The 19,007-nt window shown below is 67.1% G+C and carries 12 protein-coding genes; 10 read left to right on the plus strand and 2 right to left on the minus strand.

What is annotated here, in order from left to right; all coding sequences use genetic code 11:
• Window position 1: 1 nt before the first annotated feature.
• Entirely contained in the window at window positions 2-1,099 is a 1,098-nt protein-coding gene (locus EER27_RS06455) for a dipeptide epimerase (RefSeq protein ID WP_123087178.1), read from the minus strand.
• Window positions 1,100-1,120: 21 nt separating this feature from the next.
• Window positions 1,121-2,530, minus strand: coding sequence for a C40 family peptidase (locus EER27_RS06460; RefSeq protein ID WP_123087179.1), 1,410 nt, complete (start codon window positions 2,528-2,530; stop codon window positions 1,121-1,123).
• A gap of 343 nt (window positions 2,531-2,873) precedes the next feature.
• Between EER27_RS06460 and EER27_RS06465 the strand changes: the two genes are divergently transcribed.
• From EER27_RS06465 to EER27_RS06510, 10 genes are all read left to right on the plus strand, one after another.
• A complete protein-coding gene (locus tag EER27_RS06465) occupies window positions 2,874-4,289 on the plus strand; it encodes a transglutaminase-like domain-containing protein (RefSeq protein ID WP_425480820.1) in 1,416 nt (471 codons plus the stop codon).
• A gap of 83 nt (window positions 4,290-4,372) precedes the next feature.
• Window positions 4,373-7,339: a TonB-dependent receptor gene (locus EER27_RS06470; RefSeq protein WP_123087180.1), complete on the plus strand. Its 2,967-nt coding sequence runs from the start codon at window positions 4,373-4,375 to the stop codon at window positions 7,337-7,339.
• 286 nt (window positions 7,340-7,625) lie between these two features.
• A complete protein-coding gene (locus EER27_RS06475) occupies window positions 7,626-9,206 on the plus strand; it encodes a serine hydrolase (protein WP_123087181.1) in 1,581 nt (526 codons plus the stop codon).
• A gap of 85 nt (window positions 9,207-9,291) precedes the next feature.
• Complete coding sequence (locus EER27_RS06480) at window positions 9,292-9,969, plus strand: M15 family metallopeptidase (RefSeq protein ID WP_190285683.1); 678 nt, start codon at window positions 9,292-9,294, stop codon at window positions 9,967-9,969.
• A gap of 406 nt (window positions 9,970-10,375) precedes the next feature.
• On the plus strand, window positions 10,376-10,951 hold the full coding sequence (locus EER27_RS06485) for a phosphopantetheine-binding protein (protein WP_123087183.1): 576 nt from the start codon (window positions 10,376-10,378) through the stop codon (window positions 10,949-10,951).
• Window positions 10,952-11,051: 100 nt separating this feature from the next.
• The gene (locus EER27_RS06490; RefSeq protein ID WP_123087184.1) at window positions 11,052-12,365 is read left to right on the plus strand and encodes a beta-ketoacyl-[acyl-carrier-protein] synthase family protein; all 1,314 of its coding nucleotides are present in this window, start codon (window positions 11,052-11,054) and stop codon (window positions 12,363-12,365) included.
• Complete coding sequence (locus EER27_RS06495; protein WP_148040963.1) at window positions 12,365-13,495, plus strand: beta-ketoacyl-[acyl-carrier-protein] synthase family protein; 1,131 nt, start codon at window positions 12,365-12,367, stop codon at window positions 13,493-13,495. Before EER27_RS06490 ends, EER27_RS06495 begins: the two co-directional genes overlap by 1 nt.
• The gene (locus EER27_RS06500) at window positions 13,492-14,799 is read left to right on the plus strand and encodes a beta-ketoacyl-[acyl-carrier-protein] synthase family protein (protein ID WP_123087186.1); all 1,308 of its coding nucleotides are present in this window, start codon (window positions 13,492-13,494) and stop codon (window positions 14,797-14,799) included. Before EER27_RS06495 ends, EER27_RS06500 begins: the two co-directional genes overlap by 4 nt.
• Complete coding sequence (locus EER27_RS06505; RefSeq protein ID WP_123087187.1) at window positions 14,789-16,081, plus strand: beta-ketoacyl synthase N-terminal-like domain-containing protein; 1,293 nt, start codon at window positions 14,789-14,791, stop codon at window positions 16,079-16,081. Before EER27_RS06500 ends, EER27_RS06505 begins: the two co-directional genes overlap by 11 nt.
• Before the next feature lie 14 nt (window positions 16,082-16,095).
• The gene (locus EER27_RS06510) at window positions 16,096-18,999 is read left to right on the plus strand and encodes an aminotransferase class III-fold pyridoxal phosphate-dependent enzyme (RefSeq protein ID WP_223807201.1); all 2,904 of its coding nucleotides are present in this window, start codon (window positions 16,096-16,098) and stop codon (window positions 18,997-18,999) included.
• Window positions 19,000-19,007: the final 8 nt, after the last annotated feature.

Genomic DNA, 19,007 nt, shown 5'->3' on the forward strand with positions numbered 1-19,007 from the left:
CTCAATCGTCGATCGGTTCCAGGCCCCGGATCTCGCGGATCCCCAGGCCAGGCGCATCGGTGACGGTGATCTCCGACTCGTTGAAGATCACCCCGCCGTCGACCGGATTGAACGCGCAAAGCGACGGCCCGTCGAGGTCGACCTTGGTGATCACGTTGGACTTCGCGACCGCCACGTGCACGGCCGCGGCGACGCTGATGCTGGTTTCGATCATGCAGCCAATCATGCACTCCACGCCGTACATCGCGGCGATGTCGGCGATCTGGATGGCCTTGGAAATGCCGCCGGTCTTCATCAGCTTGATGTTGATGATGTCGGCGGCGCGCATGCGGATCAGGTCGATCACCTCGGCGGGGCCGAACACGCTCTCGTCGGCCATGACCGGCGCGTGCACGCGGTCGGTGACGTACTTCAGGCCCTCCAGGTCCTGCGCCTTGACCGGCTGCTCGACCAGCTCCAGGCGCACGCCGGCATCCTCCAGTTCCTGCAGCGCGTACACCGCTTGCTTGGCGGTCCAGCCCTGGTTGGCGTCCAGGCGGAGCAGGGCACGGCCCTCGACGGCGGCGTGGATCGCCTTGACCCGTTCGATGTCGACACCGATGTCCTTGCCGACCTTGATCTTCAGCGACTCGAATCCACGGTCCACCGCGGCGATCGAGTCGGCCACCATCTTGTCGATGTAGTCGACGCTGATCGTGATGTCGGTGGTGATCACCGGGTCGCCACCACCGAGCATCTTGTACAACGGCGCGTTGTAGAGCTGGCCGAACAGGTCGTACACGGCGATCTCGACGGCAGCCTTGGCGCTGGTGTTCTTTTCCAGCGCGGTCTGGATCAGCTGGGTGATGCGGTTGAGGTTGGCGATCTCCTGGCCGATCAGGCGAGGGGCGATGAACTTGCGGATCGCCTCGACGATCGAGCCGTGCGTGTCGCCGGTGATCACCGCCGTCGCGGGCGCTTCGCCGTAGCCCACGTGGCCGGTGTCGGTGTGCACCGACACCACGATGTCCTCGACCGTATCGACCGTGCGCAACGCGGTCTTGAACGGCGTCTTGAGCGGTACGCGCAGCATCCCGAAACGGATGGAGGTGATCTTCATGGGTCGTCGGCCGTATGGGAATCAGGGGCGGATGCGCTGGATGCTGGTGATGCGATCGACGTAATCCTGGCTGTCGTCGAACAGCAGGGGCGTCAGCGGCGATACCGACACGCCGTTCAACTTCGCACGGGTCACGCTGCCGTCGGCGCCGCGGTAACTGATGCCGGTGGTGTCGTGGATCACGTAGGGCTCGCCGGCGATCTCGCCGATCACCATCATCACGTGGCCCGGGATGTAGACGAGGTCGCCGACCTGCAGCTCGCGCACCGCGGCCATGCGGCGGCCGCGATCCTCGACGTCGTCCAGGTCAACCCGGTTCAGCGCCGGGCTGGTGGCCTGGTCGCGGGTGTTGCGCGGCAGTTGCACGCCAACGCTGCGGTAGATCTCCGACACGAAGCCGCTGCAATCGCGGGCGTTGTAGGAATGCCCCCAGCCGTAGCGCTCGCCGAGAAACTTGAAGCCCTGGCGGATCACGTTGGCGCGGGTCAGCGGAAGGTAGCCGACGGTGGCGTCCTCGTTGCGCGGCAGCAGCGCCGGGGTGAATCCCAATGAGCCGTCGGCGTTGCGCAGCGGCAGTTCGATCACGTGCGCGGTGTAGGGGTGCTGACCGTTCACGGGGCGATCGGCTGGCCAGCGATCGAGCAGCGGCACGCGCGTGCCCATGTCCAGTTGCAATTGCGACACCGCCGGCTGCTCGGGCGTAAACACCGTGAGGGCGCTGGCACCGGTGACAACCACGTACGGTGCCTTGCCCACATAGCCAAACACCTGCTCGGCGCTGCCCTGTGCGATGCCGTCCTTCTCGACCCATGCCGTGTACAGCGGGCTGACCACGAACCACCACTTGCCATCGCGGCTTTCGTGCACGATCGCAACCGGGCTGCCGGGAAACAGGCCACTTTCCTGGAAGCGATCGATGTCGGTCTCGCCGCGTGCGTCGAACACGCGCTGCCGGGTGGGGAACGTGCGCAGGTCGACGCGCCGCGTGACCAAGCCGTAGCGCGTGGCTTGCTCGGACGGGATCGCCTCGATCTGGGTGCTGGCCAGCCAGTCGTCGATGGCCGCCGACGGCACCGGTTCGCCCCGTTCGTCGAACAGCTCGACATCGGGTCGCGCCGACATCGATTCGACCCACGCCTGCACCTGCGTACGGTCCAGCGTGGCCGGCAGCGCCTGGAGTTCGTGGACGGACGGATCGGTCGCCGTCAGTCGGGCGTTCTGGGCCGCGATGGCGGTGCTGTCGAGCACGATCCGGTCGGCGTGCGGTTGGCGCTGGATCCAATAATCGGCATTCAACTGGCTTTCCTCCACTCCGATGACGGCATGCGGCGGGACCGGCATGTCCCTTGCCGACGCAGACGGCGACGCGCACGCGGCAGCCAGCCCGGCGAGCGCGGCGACGACGGTGATCGCGATGTCGTGCAGGCGCATGGGCGTCAGGCCGTCGCGACGCGGTGAGCGATGGTCAACGCCATGGCGGACGCACGGGTTGCGTGGCACTGCGGGTGGGGCATCGCGAGCATCAACGACCTCCTGCGCCATGCCGGTGCGGCACGCGTTGAGAATACATATTTCTCGTCATTCCAATTCAAGGAATAATTTATTGACCGGTGTTCGCGGGCGTGCTACACAGCCACGACCTGGCGATCTGGGGTTCGACAGCGGCATGTACGGTTCGGGGCTTCCAAGGGCGTTTCCATCGGCATTGCAGGCGAATCTGCCGCGACGATCCGTCGCAGCCGTGGTGCTGCTGGTGGTACTGCTGTGCCCGGCGATGGCCGCCGGGACGCAGACCGATGCGACCGGGATGGCAACCACGGTGGCACCGGTCGTGGAACGGATCGACAACGGCCAGTTCGCCCAGGCGCATGCCCTGATCGACAGCACCCTGATGCAACCTGGCATACCCGAATCCCAACGCACGGCGCTCGAGTTCGAACGCGAGCGCATGCGTCGCATCCTGATCGATTTCAGCCTCGATGAGGAAGCCGCCCGGCAACGCGTGCGCCGCTCGATACCGGATCTGCGCGACGCGGAGTTCGACGATTGGACGCGCTCGGGACTGTTGGAAAGCCTGCGCATCGACGGCAAGCGACGCTACTTCAATCGCTCCGTTTCCAACCTCTTTCTGCTCAGTGCCGACGCCGCTTCGCGACGCACGCCGCCGGTGGCACCGCCCCAGGACGGCCCTCACACCCGCACGCATCCGCACCATCGCCAGGTGCGGCAACTGGCGATCGCCAGCGGCCAGGCCAGCGCCGCGCCGCGCCGGGTGCGCGTGACCCAGACGCTCACCGTCGAAGCCGGCGCAGTGCCTGCCGGCGAGCTGGTGCGCGCGTGGGTTCCGTACCCGCGCAACCTGCCGGGACAGCAGCAGGACATCCGCCTGCTCGACAGCGAACCTTCCAAAGCACTCGTCGCATCGGAGTCGGCGCAGCAACGTACGGTGTACCTGGAACAGCCTGCAGTCGCCGGCACGCCGACGCGGTTTTCGATCCAGTACGAACTCACCGTGCTTGGCCGCTACCACCAGATCGATCCGTCCCGCGTGCTCGCCCTGGGCGAGCGCCCGGACCTGGCGCCATACCTCGTCGAGCGCTCGCCGCACATCGTCTACACCGATGCGCTGCGCCGGTTCTCGCGTGAGGCGGTGGGCGACGAGCGCAACCCATACCGGATCGCGCAGAAGCTGTTCGCCGCGGTCGATCGCATCCCGTGGGCGGGCGCACGCGAGTACGCCACGTTGTCCAACATCAGCGACTACGCGTTGCACGCCGGGCACGCCGATTGCGGCCAGCAGACCCTGCTGCTGATGGCGCTGTTGCGGCTCAACGGCATACCGGCGCGCTGGCAGTCGGGGATGGTCTATTCCGATGGCGACTACGACAACCTGCACGACTGGGGCCAGCTGTATCTCGCCCCCTACGGCTGGGTGCCGATGGACGTGACGACCGGGCGCCTGGACGACACCGATCCGGGCATCGAGTGGTTCTACCTCGGCGGCCTGGATGCCTACCGCATCGCCTTCAACGACGACTACGCGAGCGATCTGTTCCCGGCCAAGCATCACTTTCGATCGGACACGGTCGACTCGCAACGCGGCGAAGTGGAATGGCAAGGGGGAAACCTCTACTTCGACCAATGGGACTACAGCTTCGAAGCGCGGGTGGTTTCGCCGACGCGCGACTGAAGCCAACGGCGCATCGGCGCACGTGCGCCGCGCTGACGCACGCACCGATTCAACAGCATCGATCGATCACAGGGACGAGGAAGATGAAGGCTTTGCGCAGGTCCGCACTCTGTCTGGCACTGGGAATGTGCCTGGCTTCGCTGGCGCCGATGGCTGTCGCCAGCGACGGCTCCGTGGTGGGCCGCACCGCCCCCGGCGCGGAAGTGACCGTGCGCAACCCGGCCACGGGCTTCTCCCGTATCGTGCAAGCCGACGCCAGCGGCAGCTACCGCTTTCCGTTCCTGCCGGTCGGCAGCTACGTGCTGGAAGTGCGCAAGGACGGCGCGACGCTCGGTGAGCCGGTCGAGATCAACGTCAGCCTGGGCAACGCCACGCATGTCTCGGCCGCCGCGACCGGCGGCGTATCGACGCTGGACAGCGTCGAGGTGGTCGGCTCGCGCGTGGTCAACGCCGTGGACGTGAGTTCGACGGAATCGGCAACCAACGTCACCCGCGAGGAGTTGGCCAGGCTGCCGGTCGAACGCGACCCGCTGGCTGTCGCGTTGCTGGCGCCCGGCCTGACCAAGGGCGAGTTCGGGGGCGTGTCGTTCGGTGGTTCGTCGGTGGCCGAAAACACCGTCTACATCAACGGACTCAACGTCACCGACTTCTACAACCGCGTGGGCTTCTCGTCGGTGCCGTATGCGTTCTACAAGGAGTTCCAGGTCAAGACGGGCGGCTACTCCGTCGAGTTCGGCCGGACCACCGGCGGCGTCATCAATGCCGTGACGCGCTCGGGCAGCAACGCGTTCGAATTCGGGGCCGAAGCGGCGTGGGAGCCGGCCTTCCTGCAGACCAGCGCGAGCGACCACTACGGGGCGCAGGGCAATCCGGAGATCATCGCAAGTCACGACGAGTACGACCGCAGCAGCGTCAACTTCTACGCGTCTGGCCCGATCATCCGCGATCGGCTGTTCTTCTTTGCGATGTACGAATTGCGCGACTACCAACCGCAGAACACCACCGATTTGGGCGACTCGATGTCACTGGGCAACTCCGACGATGCGTTCTGGGGAGGCAAGCTCGACTGGCAGATCAGCGACAGCCACCAGCTCGAACTTCTCGCATTCTCGGATCAGAACGCGACCGTCACCAAGGTTCACGGGTTCGACCTCGGAAGCGGACGTCGCACCGGCTACCAGAACACGCGGTTCCTCGACAATGGTGGCAGGAACTGGTCGCTGACCTACACCGGTTACCTGACCGATGCACTGTCGATGAAGGCGCTGTACGGCGAGAACGAGCGCCAGTTTTCTCAGAAGAGCCTCAATGATATCGACTGCAACCGCGTTCGCGACCTTCGCGACGGCATTAGCAAAAGAGATGTCGGCTGTACCAACATCAGCAGCGTCATCGAACGCGGCGACGAGCGCGAGGCCGCGCGCCTGGACTTCGAATGGGCGCTGGGGGGCCACCTGCTGCGCTTCGGCATGGACCGTGAGGTCAATACCTCCCACCATCAGCAGTACTACCCCGGCAACCGCCTTCTGTACGAGATCCGTGACACGCAGCCGGGCACGACGCTGGATAACGGCGGAACCGTTCCCGACGATGTGTTCGCCTACGTGCGCACCCGCACCAACGAGGTGGACGGCCAGTTCGAGTCCGTCAACACGGCCTACTACATCGAAGACAATTGGGCCGTCACCCCGGGCCTCGTGCTCAACGCGGGCCTGCGCCTGGAGGCGTTCGACAACAAGGATTCGGACGGCCGCAGCTACATCAAGATGGACGACATGCTGGCGCCTCGCCTGGGCTTTTCCTGGGACCTGAAGGGCAATGCCAGCACCAAGCTGTTCGGCAACCTCGGCCGCTACTTCCTGCCCGTGGCCAACGTGATCAACATCAAGCAGGCCGGCGGCTTCTTCGATGAGCGCACCTTCTATGTCTTCGAAGGATTCGAGGACTTCGAGTACAACGGCCAGATCTATCAGCGTCCGATCCTGGGTGCGCAGATCGGCCCGGTCGACAACTCGCAGGGCGATGGCACGGTGGGTGACCTGCGCGCCGAGGTCGACTCGGACATGGACCCGGTCTACCAGGACGAACTGATCCTGGGCTACCAGTCGATGATCGACGAGAAGTGGTCGTGGGGCGTGCGCGGCATCTACCGCAAACTGCACAACGCCATCGACGACATGTTCATCACCTCCAACGGCATCCTCTGCGGCGGCGAGCCAAGCGAAATCGGCTGGGTGATGGCCAACCCGGGAGAGAACGTCACCGTCTACACCGATACCAACTGCGACGGCGAAAGCGACGGCTACGTCACCATCGACACGTCGACGGCGGGCTGGGCGCTGTACGACCACGACGGCAACTACCTGGGCGAACGCGGCTGGAGCAAGCCGCGGCGCGACTACAAGGCCTTGGAGCTCACCCTGGACCGTGCGTGGGACGACACGTGGTCATTCAACGCCTCGTACACGCTGGCCTTCAACAAGGGAAACGCGGAAGGGCCGATCAATTCCGATACGGATTTCTCCGATACGGGCCGCACCGAGAACTTCGACGACCCGTGGGTCAACTTCGGTGGCTACGGATACCTGCCCAACGACCGGCGCCATCAGTTCAAGTTCCGTGGAGGCTATGCGTTCTCCGAGCATTGGCAGGTCGGTGCCACGTTGACGGCCCAGTCGGGCCGCCCGGTCAACGCGTTTGGCGCGGGCAATCCGTTCGACGGTACCAACTACCACAGCTACTACATCTGCGTGTCGAACTGCACGGCAACCAACCCATCGGAACGCGTGTACCAGCACTACGGACGTGGCGCGGGCGGAAACCTCGGCTGGACCTACGACGTGGGGGCCAACATCAGCTACCTGCGCTCGTTCGGTGACACCCGATTGCGGGTCAAGCTCGCCGTGTACAACCTGCTGAACCAGGAGCGGGTGACCGAGGTCGACGACGAGCTGGAAGCCGATATCGGCTTTCGCAATCCGGAGTACCTGCAAGGCACCGACTATCAGTCGCCGCGGTACGCGCAGTTCACGGTGTCGGTCGACTTCTGATCACGTTTTCGGCAGCCAAGGGTGCGGGGCTGCCAGTAACCCTGCAAGGAAGGCGGGGGGCGGCGTGGGGGTGACAGGCCTCTGCGTTCGGGCTCCCTGGCGTGTATTGCGCGCCAGGGAGCTTCGCTGGTTTTGCAAGCAAGGCGATCGCGGCTTGTCACGGGCCGCGTCATCATCGCAACGCGCGTTGAGGTCATCGCCCGGGTGGTGGCTGCGCGAGTGATGCGACGGTCGCGCCGGGCATGTCTGTCCGCGCGGGATGGGTGTTTTGGACAGCGGAGTGCGAATGGGCCTGCAGCGGGTGTGGATTGGCTTGGGTCTCTTTCTTGCCAGCGCGCTGGCCATCGCGGCCGATACCGACATGAGCGATGTCGATGCGGCAATCGATGAGACGATTGCGCGTTACGGGCTGCCGGGCCTGGCCGTGGGCATCATCGAAAACGGACAGGTTGTCTATCGGCGCACGTCCGGTGAGCTGGTGGCGGGTGAGGGTGCGCCGATCACCACCCAGACGCTGTTCAAGATCGCGTCCAACAGCAAGGCAATGACCACCGCCACGCTTGCGCGCCTGGTCGACGCGGGCAAGTTGCGCTGGGACGACCCGGTGGTTCGCCACCTGCCGCACTTCCGCGTGTCCGACCCCTGGGTGACACGCGAGATGCAAGTGCGTGACCTGTTGATCCACAACAGCGGACTGCGCGCGGGTGCCGGCGACTTGATGCTCTGGCCCGAGCCCAACCATTTCACGCGCGCCGACGTCATCGCCGGTCTAGCGCATCTCAAGCCCGTGCACAGCTTTCGCTCGCGCTACGACTACGACAATCTCATGTACATCGTCGCCGGCGAGGTCGCTGCCGCGGCCGGCGGCGTTCCCTACGAAGACCTGGTGCGCCGCGAGGTGTTTGCGCCCCTGGGGCTGACGCGTTGCCAGGTGGGTGCGTGGTCACCCGGCGATATCGGCGATGTCGCGCAACCGCACACGCGCCGCGACGGCCACAATGCCGTGATCCGACGTGACGGGGCAACCGTCGCCGCAGCCACGATGGACGCCGCCGGCGGCATCCGCTGCAGCCTCGACGACATGTTGGCCTGGATGCGCGCGTGGCTGCGCCCCGACGCCCCGTCGCATCCCTGGCTGTCGCCATCGCAGCGCAACGCGGTGTGGTCGGCGCAGATCCCCATCCCGGTCTCGCGCAGGCAGCGCGACTGGGAAGGCAGTCGCTATACGGCCTACGGCTACGGTTGGCGGCTTTCCGACGCAGACGGCACGTTCAAGGTCGCACACACCGGAACGCTATCGGGCATGTACTCGTCGGTGACGTTGCTGCCGCAGCGCGGCGTCGGCTTCGTGATCCTCATCAACGCCGATGCGGAAGATGCGCGCAGCGTGCTCGGCCAGGCGTTGCTCAAGCGCTATACGGCCCCGCAGTCAGTGCACACCGTCGCGCACTACGCACAACGAGTCGAAAGCGAGCGATCCGCCCCGGGCGCCAGCCGTGCGCCCGATACCTCGGCGCGCCGGCCGTTGGCGTCCGATGCGATTCCCACCTTGGCCGGTGTGTACCGCGACGCGTGGTTTGGCGACGTGTCCGTGTGCCCCGAGGCCGGAGAGATGCGCTTTCGCGCGCACAAGTCACCGATGCTCGACGGACGCCTGATGCGAGTCGGCGAACGTCTTCTGGTCGACTGGCACGACGACAGTGTGGACGCCGAAGCCTGGCTGGAGTTCACGCCGGGCGCGCATGATGGTCCTGCCACGCTGGCGATGGCCAAGGTCGATCCCGATGCCGATTTCAGCTACGACTACGAAGACCTCTCGCTTTCGCGCGTACGCGATTGCCAAAGCGGCGCGCAACCGCAAAAGTAGCGGCGCGCTACGTGCCATTGCGCTACTGGTCGCCGCCTTCGCGTTTCTGCCCGGTGGCTGTGCCTCCACCTCGCTCGCGCCGTCCGTGACGGCCCAACAGGCGACGATCGAACGCAACGACAGTCGCGCCGTCGGCTCGGCCGACAACGCCGAGTCCGTCGGACTGGTCGACGCGCAGTCGTTGGCACCGGGCCTGCAGCTGGACATCCGCTATGCCGGAAGCGACAACTTCGTTGGCGCGCCGATCGACGGCTATCACGCCCCGCGCTGTCTGCTGCTTCGCCCCGCCGCACAGGCCCTGGCGCGGGTGGAACGCGACCTGCGCACACAGGGATTGCGCCTTCGTGTGTTCGACTGCTATCGCCCGATGCGCGCGGTGCGGCACTTCGTCCGCTGGGCAGCCGACCTCGAGGATCAGGCCAGCAAGCCCATCTACTACCCGCGCCTGGACAAGCGCGAATTGCTCGGCGACTACATCGCACCGACGTCCGGCCACAGCCGCGGCGCGACGGTTGACCTGACACTGGAGCGTTGCGACGGCGCGACGTGTGCGCCGCTCGACATGGGCACGCCCTTCGATTTTTTCGATTCGCGTGCGAACACCGATGCCGCGGATGTCACCGCACTCCAGCGCGGCAACCGCGACCGGTTGCGCGCGGCGATGCAGCGCGAAGGCTTTCGGAACTACCCGCTGGAATGGTGGCACTACACGTTGCAACCCGAACCCTCGCCGGGCCGGTACTACGACGTTCCGGTGCGCTGAACGTCGCGCGCGATGCGTCGCGGCGGGGTTCTTGGTCAAGCTGCAGGTTTACGCAGGTTGTGACGATTTTTGGCCTCGCGAATACTGCGCCGCCGCGACGGCAGCTGAATTCCGCCTGAGCGTTCGTACGATTCCCTTCCATCGCACTCGTTGCCTGCACGCGTTCCGTGCGGAGGCGCACGGCGGTGGGTGAACGCCGGCATCCAGGCATCGCGCAACAAAACTTTTTCGTTCTGCGTGTCCTGTAATCGGTGCATCGAGCGTTCATTGGCCTACGTCCGCACTTGCAAGGCAACGCGAGTGAAGACGTCATCGCTACATGCTTCGGTAACAGTGCGTGCCGACACTGCCGGCGCGCAGCAGCGACCAACGCGAATCACATACTCACGGAACAGAGGATCTGGACATGGAAAGCCCCTACAGCCACGCGGCATTGATCGATCTGGTGATGGACACGCTTTGCGGCGTGCTCGGTTGCGACAGGTCGGAACTGACGGCCGATCACGCGATCGGCAACGATCTTGGCGCCGAGTCGCTGGATTTCGTGGAGCTGCGCTACAACCTCGAGCGCACACTCGGCATCGTGCTGCCGCAGCGCAGCGTCCTGGATCACTACGGCGCCGCAAGCGGCGATCCGCAAGCGTTGTACGTGGGCGGAAAGCTCAGCGAGATCGGTGCGTACGCGTTGCAGAACAGCTTCTTCGCGTACTCCTCGAAGCTTGCCCATGCCGGTGCCGGTACGCACGAGGTGATGGCCGGAGCCACGATTTCGAACTGGGCTGGCCTGCTCAAGGGCGTGCTCGATTGCTTGCCGGCGCAGTGCCCGGATTGCGGCCATGAGCACGCCGTGATTGCGCCGTCCGGAAAGCCCGCCTGTGCTGCCTGCGGTAGCGTCGTCAAGCCGCTCGCCGGCGACGAGGCGATGGCGCTCTCGATGCAGGAAGCGGCGGCGGGCTGGGAAAGCCAGAAGCTGGTGGCGTAACCACCGCGTCAAGCATCCGACGCACCGCCTCGCGCAGGCGGGCGTCGGCGCCATCGGCGAGCTCGCGCAGTCGCGGCTCGCATTGGAAAGGACTCCAGGAATGTCAATCAACGGGCACGCTGCGGCTGCGCCGCAGGACGTCGTCGTCACTGGCTTGGGTGTTGTCAGCCCCGGCGGACTTGGCGCGCAGGCGCTGTTCGACCGCCTTTCCGGCGGCCACAGTCTGGTCACCGAGCACCCTGCGCTGAAGGCGCTGGGCTTCGACAATCCCGCCTGCGCCTACGTCAACGGCGCGGTATTCGCCGACGCCGACGCGCTCAATGGTGGCGCCGACGCCGACTGGGGCGAGCAGACGCGCCTGGCTCTGGCCGCGGCGACCATGGCCTGGCAACAGGCGGGCCTCCCGAAGGGATCACACGAGTTGCTGGGCGGTGTCTTTCTGGCCAGCAATCGGCAGTTGTTCGACGAGCGCGCGCTGGCGACGCTGGTGCAATCGATGGACGTCGATGGCGACGTGATCGATTTCGACGCGTACCTGGATGGCCTCGCGTCGAGTGACGCCGGCGGCGAGGGCTACTTCCACAAGCAGCAGGATCTGGCGACGCTGGCGTTGGCCGATCGCTTCGGCCTGCAGGAACACCACGGCGCTCACGGCGAAGCCTGCGCGGCCGGTGCAATGGCAATCGGGGCGGCGATGCAGCAGATCCGCGCTGGCCTGATCGACGTCGCCCTGGCCGGTGCCACCGAGACGCCGTGCAACTTCGTGCCACTGGTCGCCTTCAACAGCATCGGTGCGCTGGCCGACGGCGCGGCCCTGCAGGGTGCGGCCATCAGTCGTCCGTTCGATCGCGAGCGTTGCGGTTTCGTGATGGGCGAGGGCAGCGCGTTCCTCGTGCTCGAATCGGCGGCGCATGCGGCCCGGCGCGGTGCCACGGTGCTGGCACGGGTGCGCGGGTTCGCCGGCTTGCTGGAGGCGCACAAGATCACCTCCAGCGACCACGACGGAAGCGAGTACGCGCGCTGCATCCGCATGGCGCTGACCGACGCCGGTCTGCAGCCTGCCGATATCGACCACGTCAGCGCCCACGGCACGTCCACGCCCGCCAACGATGCCTGCGAGGCGATGGCATTGAAGCAGGTCTTTGGCGAGCGCGTCGCGCAGCTGCCGATCACGGCCAACAAATCGGCATTGGGACACTCGCTGGCCAATAGCGGCGCGGTGGAAGCGGTGCTCTCGGTGCTGTCGCTTCAGCACCAGGTGTTGCTGCCGACGCTCAACTACCAGCAGCCCGACGCCTCCACCGCCGGACTCGACGTCGTCACCACCTTACGCGACGCGCCACTGCGCCACGTGCTCAGCAATTCGTTCGGCTTCGGCGGATCGAACGTCGCATTGATCCTGGAGGCAGCGTGATGGCTGGCGTTCTACGTGTGGCGTTGCGCAACCCGGCAATCCGCTCCGCGCTCGGCGACCATGCCGACGCGGTGTGGGCGGCTTTGGCATCGCCTCCCGCGCCCGAGGCGATGCCCGGTGTCGTGGATGGCATGCGGGCGCTGTATGCGGGCGAGCCGCAGCTCGCGGAACTCGGCATCGATCGCAAGCTTGCCCGGACGATGGAGAAGCAGGCGCGGATGATGCTCGCGACCGCCGCGACGAGCCTGGCCGACGAGAGTGACGGGCGCGGATCCGAGCGCGGCCTGTACCTCGGGCTGCCCACCGTCGACGAACCGATCCCGGGCATGGTGGCACTGGAGAACTGGCATGCCGATCGCGGCCGCGAGCCCATCGGCGCGCACCTGCAGCGCGAGACACCGCCGTTCTCTGGGTTGAGCATGCTCAACAGCTCGGCGGCGGCCCACATCGCCGCCACCCTGCGCATGACTGGCAGCCTTGCGGTGTACTCGCCGTTCGCCGATGCCGGACTCAACGCGCTGGTCGATGGCGCCTGCGCCGTTGCCGACGGGGAGTGCACGGATGCACTGATCGGCGCGGTGTCGCCGAAGATCGATCCGATGCTGCCGTTGCAGTACCAGCGCTGGAGCGAGCCCGGGATGACGCTTGCCGCGGGCGAGGCCTGCGCGAGCCTGCTGGCATCGCCGGCCGGCGATGATGCCGACGAAGCGCGTCTGCTGGGCTACGCCCGCGGGTATGCGTCGCTGCCGTGGAATGGCGATGGCGGACCGCTTCCTGCCTTGATCGCCCAAGCGCTGTCGATGGCTGAGCGCCACGCCGGACAGGTGGGGTGGATCGTGCACTCCGCGCCGTGGCGGGATTGCCAGCGCCGCGCGTTGGATGCCGCCTTGACCGCGTGCTGGCCCACCGCGCTGCCGCCTCGGCTGGATATCGAACGCAGCTTCGGGCGCATTGGCCCCGCGGCCACCACGCTCGCCGCAAGCCTGGCCTTGCATGCACTGCAACGCGGTGAGTGCCACGCCGACAACGAATCCCAACGGCGTGTCCTGACGCAGCCGACGGTGCTGGTGATCGCGATGGCGCCGCACGGGCAATGCGGCGTGATCGTGATCGGCAAGGAGCAGGCATGAACGCGCAACGTGTTGTGGTGACCGGCCTGGGTGCGGTCACCGGGCTGGGACTGGGTTGGCGCACGCTGTGGGACGGCCTGTGTGCCGGGCGAAGCGCGGTACGCCCGTGGAGTCCGCCCGGACTGGACGGGTTTCCGGTGCGCTTCGCCGCGCCGGTGGCGTGGGAGGCGTTCGCCGACGCGCACCGCGGCAGTTCGTGGTGGGAAACGCCGATGGAGCGACGCAGCCGATTCGGCATGGCCGCGCTCGACGAGGCCGTCGCCGACGCCGGCGAAGTGCTGCGGTCCCACGCGCCCAGCCGTATCGGCATCGCCATTGGCTCGGGCGTTCCCGAACGCGACCCGGCGGACATGCTGCTTGCGGTCGGCGAGAAGGGACCGTGCTGGAGCAACCTCTACCGGCGCGCTGCCGAACTCAACCCCGATAGCGGGCTGATCAACAGCAACGACCACCTCGCCGTGCTGGCCGCGCGCCACCTCCAGGTGCAAGGGCCGGTGGTGCACTTCTCGACCGCTTGCGCCGGTGCGGCGCACGCGATCGGCCACGGCTTCCGCATGATCCGCCGGGGCGAAGTCGACGCGATGATCGTCGGCGGCGCCGATTCGGTGCTCAACCTGTCGACCATGGTGGGCCTGCACCTGCTTGGCGCCCCGTCGGTGTCGGATCAGTTCGGCGAGGCGCTGTCACGGCCGTTCGACCGCGATCGCTCCGGCTTCGTCGCGGCCGAGGGCGCGGCGCTGCTGGTGCTGGAAAGCGAGTCGACAGCGCGCCGTCGCGGCGCGCGCGTCTACGCCGAGATCGCCGGCTTCGGCAGCGCCCTAGATGCCTACCGGATCACGGCCCCGCACCCGCAGGGCGATGGCGCGGCGCTCGCGATGCAGCGGGCGCTGCGCGACGCCTCGATGTCCCCCAGCGCGATCGATCACGTGAACGCGCACGGCACATCGACACCGCTCAACGATCCGGCCGAGACGCTGGCCATCAAGCGTGTGTTTGCGGCCAATGGGCACTACCGGCGCCTGGCGGTTTCGTCCAACAAGTCGATGATCGGCCACCTCATTGCCGCCGCTGGCGCGCCCGAGTGCATCGCCACCGTGCTCGCCGTCGCGCAGGGCCGCGTGCCGCCAACGCTGAACCTCACGAACCCCGACGCGCAGTGCGACCTCGACTACGTCCCCGGAAACGTGGCGCGCGCGCAGACCGTGCGTGCCGCGATCAGCAATTCGTTTGGTTTCGGCGGACTAAACGCGACGATCGCCGTCCGCGCGCACCCCCTGGCTGAAGGAGTCTCCCATGCGTCCTGAGATGCCCGCCATCGCCCTGACCGGAATCGGCGCCGTGCTGCCGTCCGGGCTGGGCCACGAGGCGCTGTGGTCGGACTGGCAGCAGTCGCCGCCGACGCTCGGCCGCTTCGCGCACCCGTTGCTGCGAACCTCGCGCATCGTCGCGTATGGCGCCGTGCCCGAGGACGCGCGCGCGGCGTCGCGCGACGCCGTGCCGTTCAAGTTGCGTCGCTACGGTACCGATCCCAGCCACTGGGCCGTGCACGCGGCCGGCCAGGCAATCGCCGATGCCGCGATCGCCTGGGACGACCTGCCCGAGGATCGCCGCGGCCTGTTCTCGGGGCAGGGCGATTACAGCCATCCGGACATCGGCTCGCTGCGTGCCTCAGTGCAGGCCGCGCGCCAGCCCGGCGGCAAGCTCGACTACCGCGTCCTGGCGCGCCAGGCGTTGTACCGCCGTGGCGCCGACCCGTTCATTTCGATCAAGGCCCTGGCCAACAACGCGCTCGCGTTGACCAGCCTGACCTACCGTTGTCGCGGCGTGGGATGCGCGTTCGTGCAGAACGAGGCCGCCGGCATCGCCGCACTGCGCCGTGCGTTGTTCGAGCTGACCCATCACCGCTGCGATGCCGCGCTGGTCATTGCCTGCGGCAGCTACGCCGAGCCGATCACGCTGGCCGAGCTGTGGCAACGCGGCCTGCTCGGCGATGCCGACGCGGTCCCCGAGGTGCTGGCCGGCTTCGATGCCGGCGCGCGCGGCAGCGTGCTGGGCGAGGGCGCCGTGGCGCTGTTGCTGGAGCGCACGGACGACGTGCACGCACGTGGCGGTCGCGTTCGCGCGGTGTTGCATTCGGCGCGCGGCCACGCAGCACGCAACCCGCGTCCCGAACGCGTGTCGGACGCAGACGAGGGCACTGGCCACGCGGCCTTGCTCGCACACCTGCCCACGCTGGCAGGCACTAGCGCGGTGCTGGCCGACGGCCGCGGCCACGTCGCGCTGGATAGCCGCGAGGCCAACCAACTTGCCCGGCACCTTCCGACGGGCACTGCGGTGTCGTCGTTGCGCGCCAGCACCGGCGTGGTGCCTGCGGCCGGTGCGCTGGCCGATGTCGCGATGGCCGCACAGGTGCTGGGCCACGACCTGCTGCCGCCGATCCGCGGATTGGTCGACCCGGTGGTTTCCGACGGCCGCGTCGACTGGGTCACCGGCCCGGCGCGCGCTCAGCGCTTCGATCACGTGCTCTGCATGCAGCAGGGCTACTCCGGCTTTTCCTCCGCCGTCACGGTCAGCCGTGCGGCATGAACCAGACGAATCCGATGACTGAACGTTACGAACGGTATGTGAAACCGCAGATGGCGAAAGTGCTGCGCGCCATTGGCCTGGACATCAACTACCAGCGCGCTGTCGGCAATCACCTCTACTACTGCGACGAGCACGGCCAGGAGCGCGAGGTACTCGATTTCCTCGGCGGATACGGCGCGGTGCTGCTTGGCCACAACCCACCGCAGATCCTCGACGCTGCCCGTGCGATGCTCGACGCGCAGGTGCCGGTGCATGCGCAGTTCTCGCTGCGCGGCCGCTCCGGTGAGCTCGCCGAGGCACTCAGCCGGATCGTGGTTCGCGACAGCGGATCGGACGTCGACTTCGTGACCACCTTCGCCAACACCGGCGCGGAGGCCATCGAAGCGGCGATCAAGCACGCCGAGCTCGAGCGCGTGCTCAAGCTCGATCGCCTGCTGGATGCGATCACGCTGAACATCGAGCGGGTGCGCGAGGCGATTCGCCGCGGCGAGGTGGAGATTCCGCACGATCTGTACGAAGCCACCGACATGCGCGAGTGGGTCTTCGACGTGCGCAGCTTTGACGACCTGATCGTCGCGCTGATCAACCACAACAGCCGGGAGCTCGCCCGGCGGCCGATTTTCGTCGCGCTGGAGAAGTCGTTCCACGGCAAGCTGGCCAGCAGCGTGCAGCTGACGTGGAACAAGAACTTCCGCCGCGCGTTCCAGTTTCTGGGCCTGAAGACCCGCTTCGTGGCCATGAACGATGCCGACGCGCTCGACCGGATCACCAGCGAGGAAGAGAGCGAACTGTTCGATCTGGACATCGTCGACGGCCAGGTGGCGCTGGTGCGTCGCACGTTGCCGCAGTACGCGGCCTTCCTGATCGAGCCGATCCAGGGCGAGGGTGGCATCCACGAGGTCAGTCCCGAGTTTGCACGTGCGGTGCGGCGCTTCTGCAACCTGCACGACTGTCCATTGGTCATCGATGAGATCCAGAGCGGCATGGGCCGGAGCGGGCGCTTTCTTGCGTCGGCCCAGGTGGGTCTGCGCGGCGACTACTACACGCTGTCGAAGGCGCTCGGCGGCGGAATCGCCAAGCTGTCCGCGCTGCTGGTTCGCAGCGATCGCTACCAGAAGGACTTCGGCCTGATTCACAGTTCGACATTCGCCGAGGACGACTTCTCCGCCGGCGTGGCGTTGGCCGTTCTCGATGCGCTTGAAGCCAACGACGGGGCGCTGTACCAGCAGGCCGAAGCGCGCGGGGACGCGCTTCGCCAGGCGTTGGAAGTGCTGCGTGCGCGCTTTCCGGATGTCATCCGCGAAGTGCGCGGGCGCGGGCTGTTCCTCGGTGTCGAGTTCCACCCACGCGACAACGCCTCCTCGCAGATCCTGCGCACCACCGCGTACGCCGAATCACTGGGCTACTTCCTGTCGGGCTATCTGCTGCGCAGCGAAGGCATTCGCGTGGCGCCGACTGGCAGCGCGCCGAACGTGCTTCGCCTCGAACCCTCGCTGCACATCGACGACGCCGACATCGCGCGACTGGTCGCCGCGCTCGAGCGCGTCTGCCGCATCCTGCAGGCCGAGGACACGCTGCACCTGGTGTTTCCATTGAGCTCGCCGCAGCGCGAGGCACCGCGCCGCGACATCCAGGCGTTCGGCGGCGAGCCCGTGGCGGTGCCGGGCGAGGATGCGGCTGGGCAGCTTCGGCATGCCGATCCGATCCGACCGGCGCGCAAGGTCGCGTTCGTCAATCACCTGATCAGCCCGGACTGGTTGCGGCAGGTCGAACCCGCGCTCGCTGGCATGGCCGATGACGAGTTGCGTCGCTTCGTGTTGAACATGGCGGCGGTCAAGAAGAGCGCGCCGTACGCCCCGGTGCGCATCCGCTCGCCACTGGGTCCGGCGGTGGACTTCATGCTGTACCCGCTGTGCGTGGCGTCCGAGCAGATGGGCGGATGGCTGTCGCGCGGCGAGCTCGACGAGATCCGCGACGACGTCGATGATCGCATCCGCGCCGCGCAGGAGGACGGCTGCGAGATCGCCGGCCTCGGCATGTACACGTCCATCGTGACCAACAACTGCACCGCGTTGTCGGTGCCGGAGATGGGACTGACCTCGGGCAATGCATTGACGGTGGCGATGTCGCTGGAGGCGCTGGAGCATGCGCTCGCCGAACAGGGCCGCAACTGGAACGAAATCGACCTGGCGATCGTCGGTGCCGCCGGCAACATCGCCTCGACGTACGCGGCGATGCTTGCCGAGCGCGTCGGTCGCCTGACCCTGGTCGGCAGTGGGCGCGATGGTTCGCGGCAACGCGTACTGCGCACGGTGTACGCGGTCTACGAGTCTGCCTGGCAGTCGCTGTTGTCCGGGACGTCGCAGCCGCAGGGCATCGTCGCGCGGCTGCTCGACGAGCCGCTGGCCCGGCAGTGGCTGCGTGATGGCGCGCCGCCACGCGAGCGCGGTCGCCTGTTGCACGAATCGCTGGTGGCCCGACACGGTCACGATCCGTACGTGGTCGTCGCGCCGGGACCGGAAGTGGTTCGCGATGCCCATGCGGTGCTGTGCGCGGCCAACGCGCCCGAGCCGTTCCTCGAAGCCGACGTGTTCGGCCGCGACGCGATCGTGTGCGACGTGGCCGTGCCGCACAACGTTCGTGCCGCTTCGCTCGCCGCCCGCCCGGACGTGACCTACCTGCAGGGCGGCATCGTCGCCACGCCCAACGGCGAAAGCCTCGATCCTGGCGCGCGCGCCTTCCTTGGCGCCGGACAGATCTACGCGTGCATGGCCGAGACCGCGGTGCTCGGTCTCAGCGGCCATCGCGGCCATTACTCATACGGCGCCATCACGCCGCAGCAGGTTCGGGAGATCGCCGCGCTCGCGAAGCTGCACGGCTTCCGGCTCGCCGAATTCAAGCGAGGCAGTTCACTGTGAACACCCAT

This window comes from Montanilutibacter psychrotolerans (genome assembly GCF_003719825.1).
In the GTDB taxonomy this organism is placed as follows: Bacteria; Pseudomonadota; Gammaproteobacteria; order Xanthomonadales; family Xanthomonadaceae; genus Montanilutibacter; species Montanilutibacter psychrotolerans.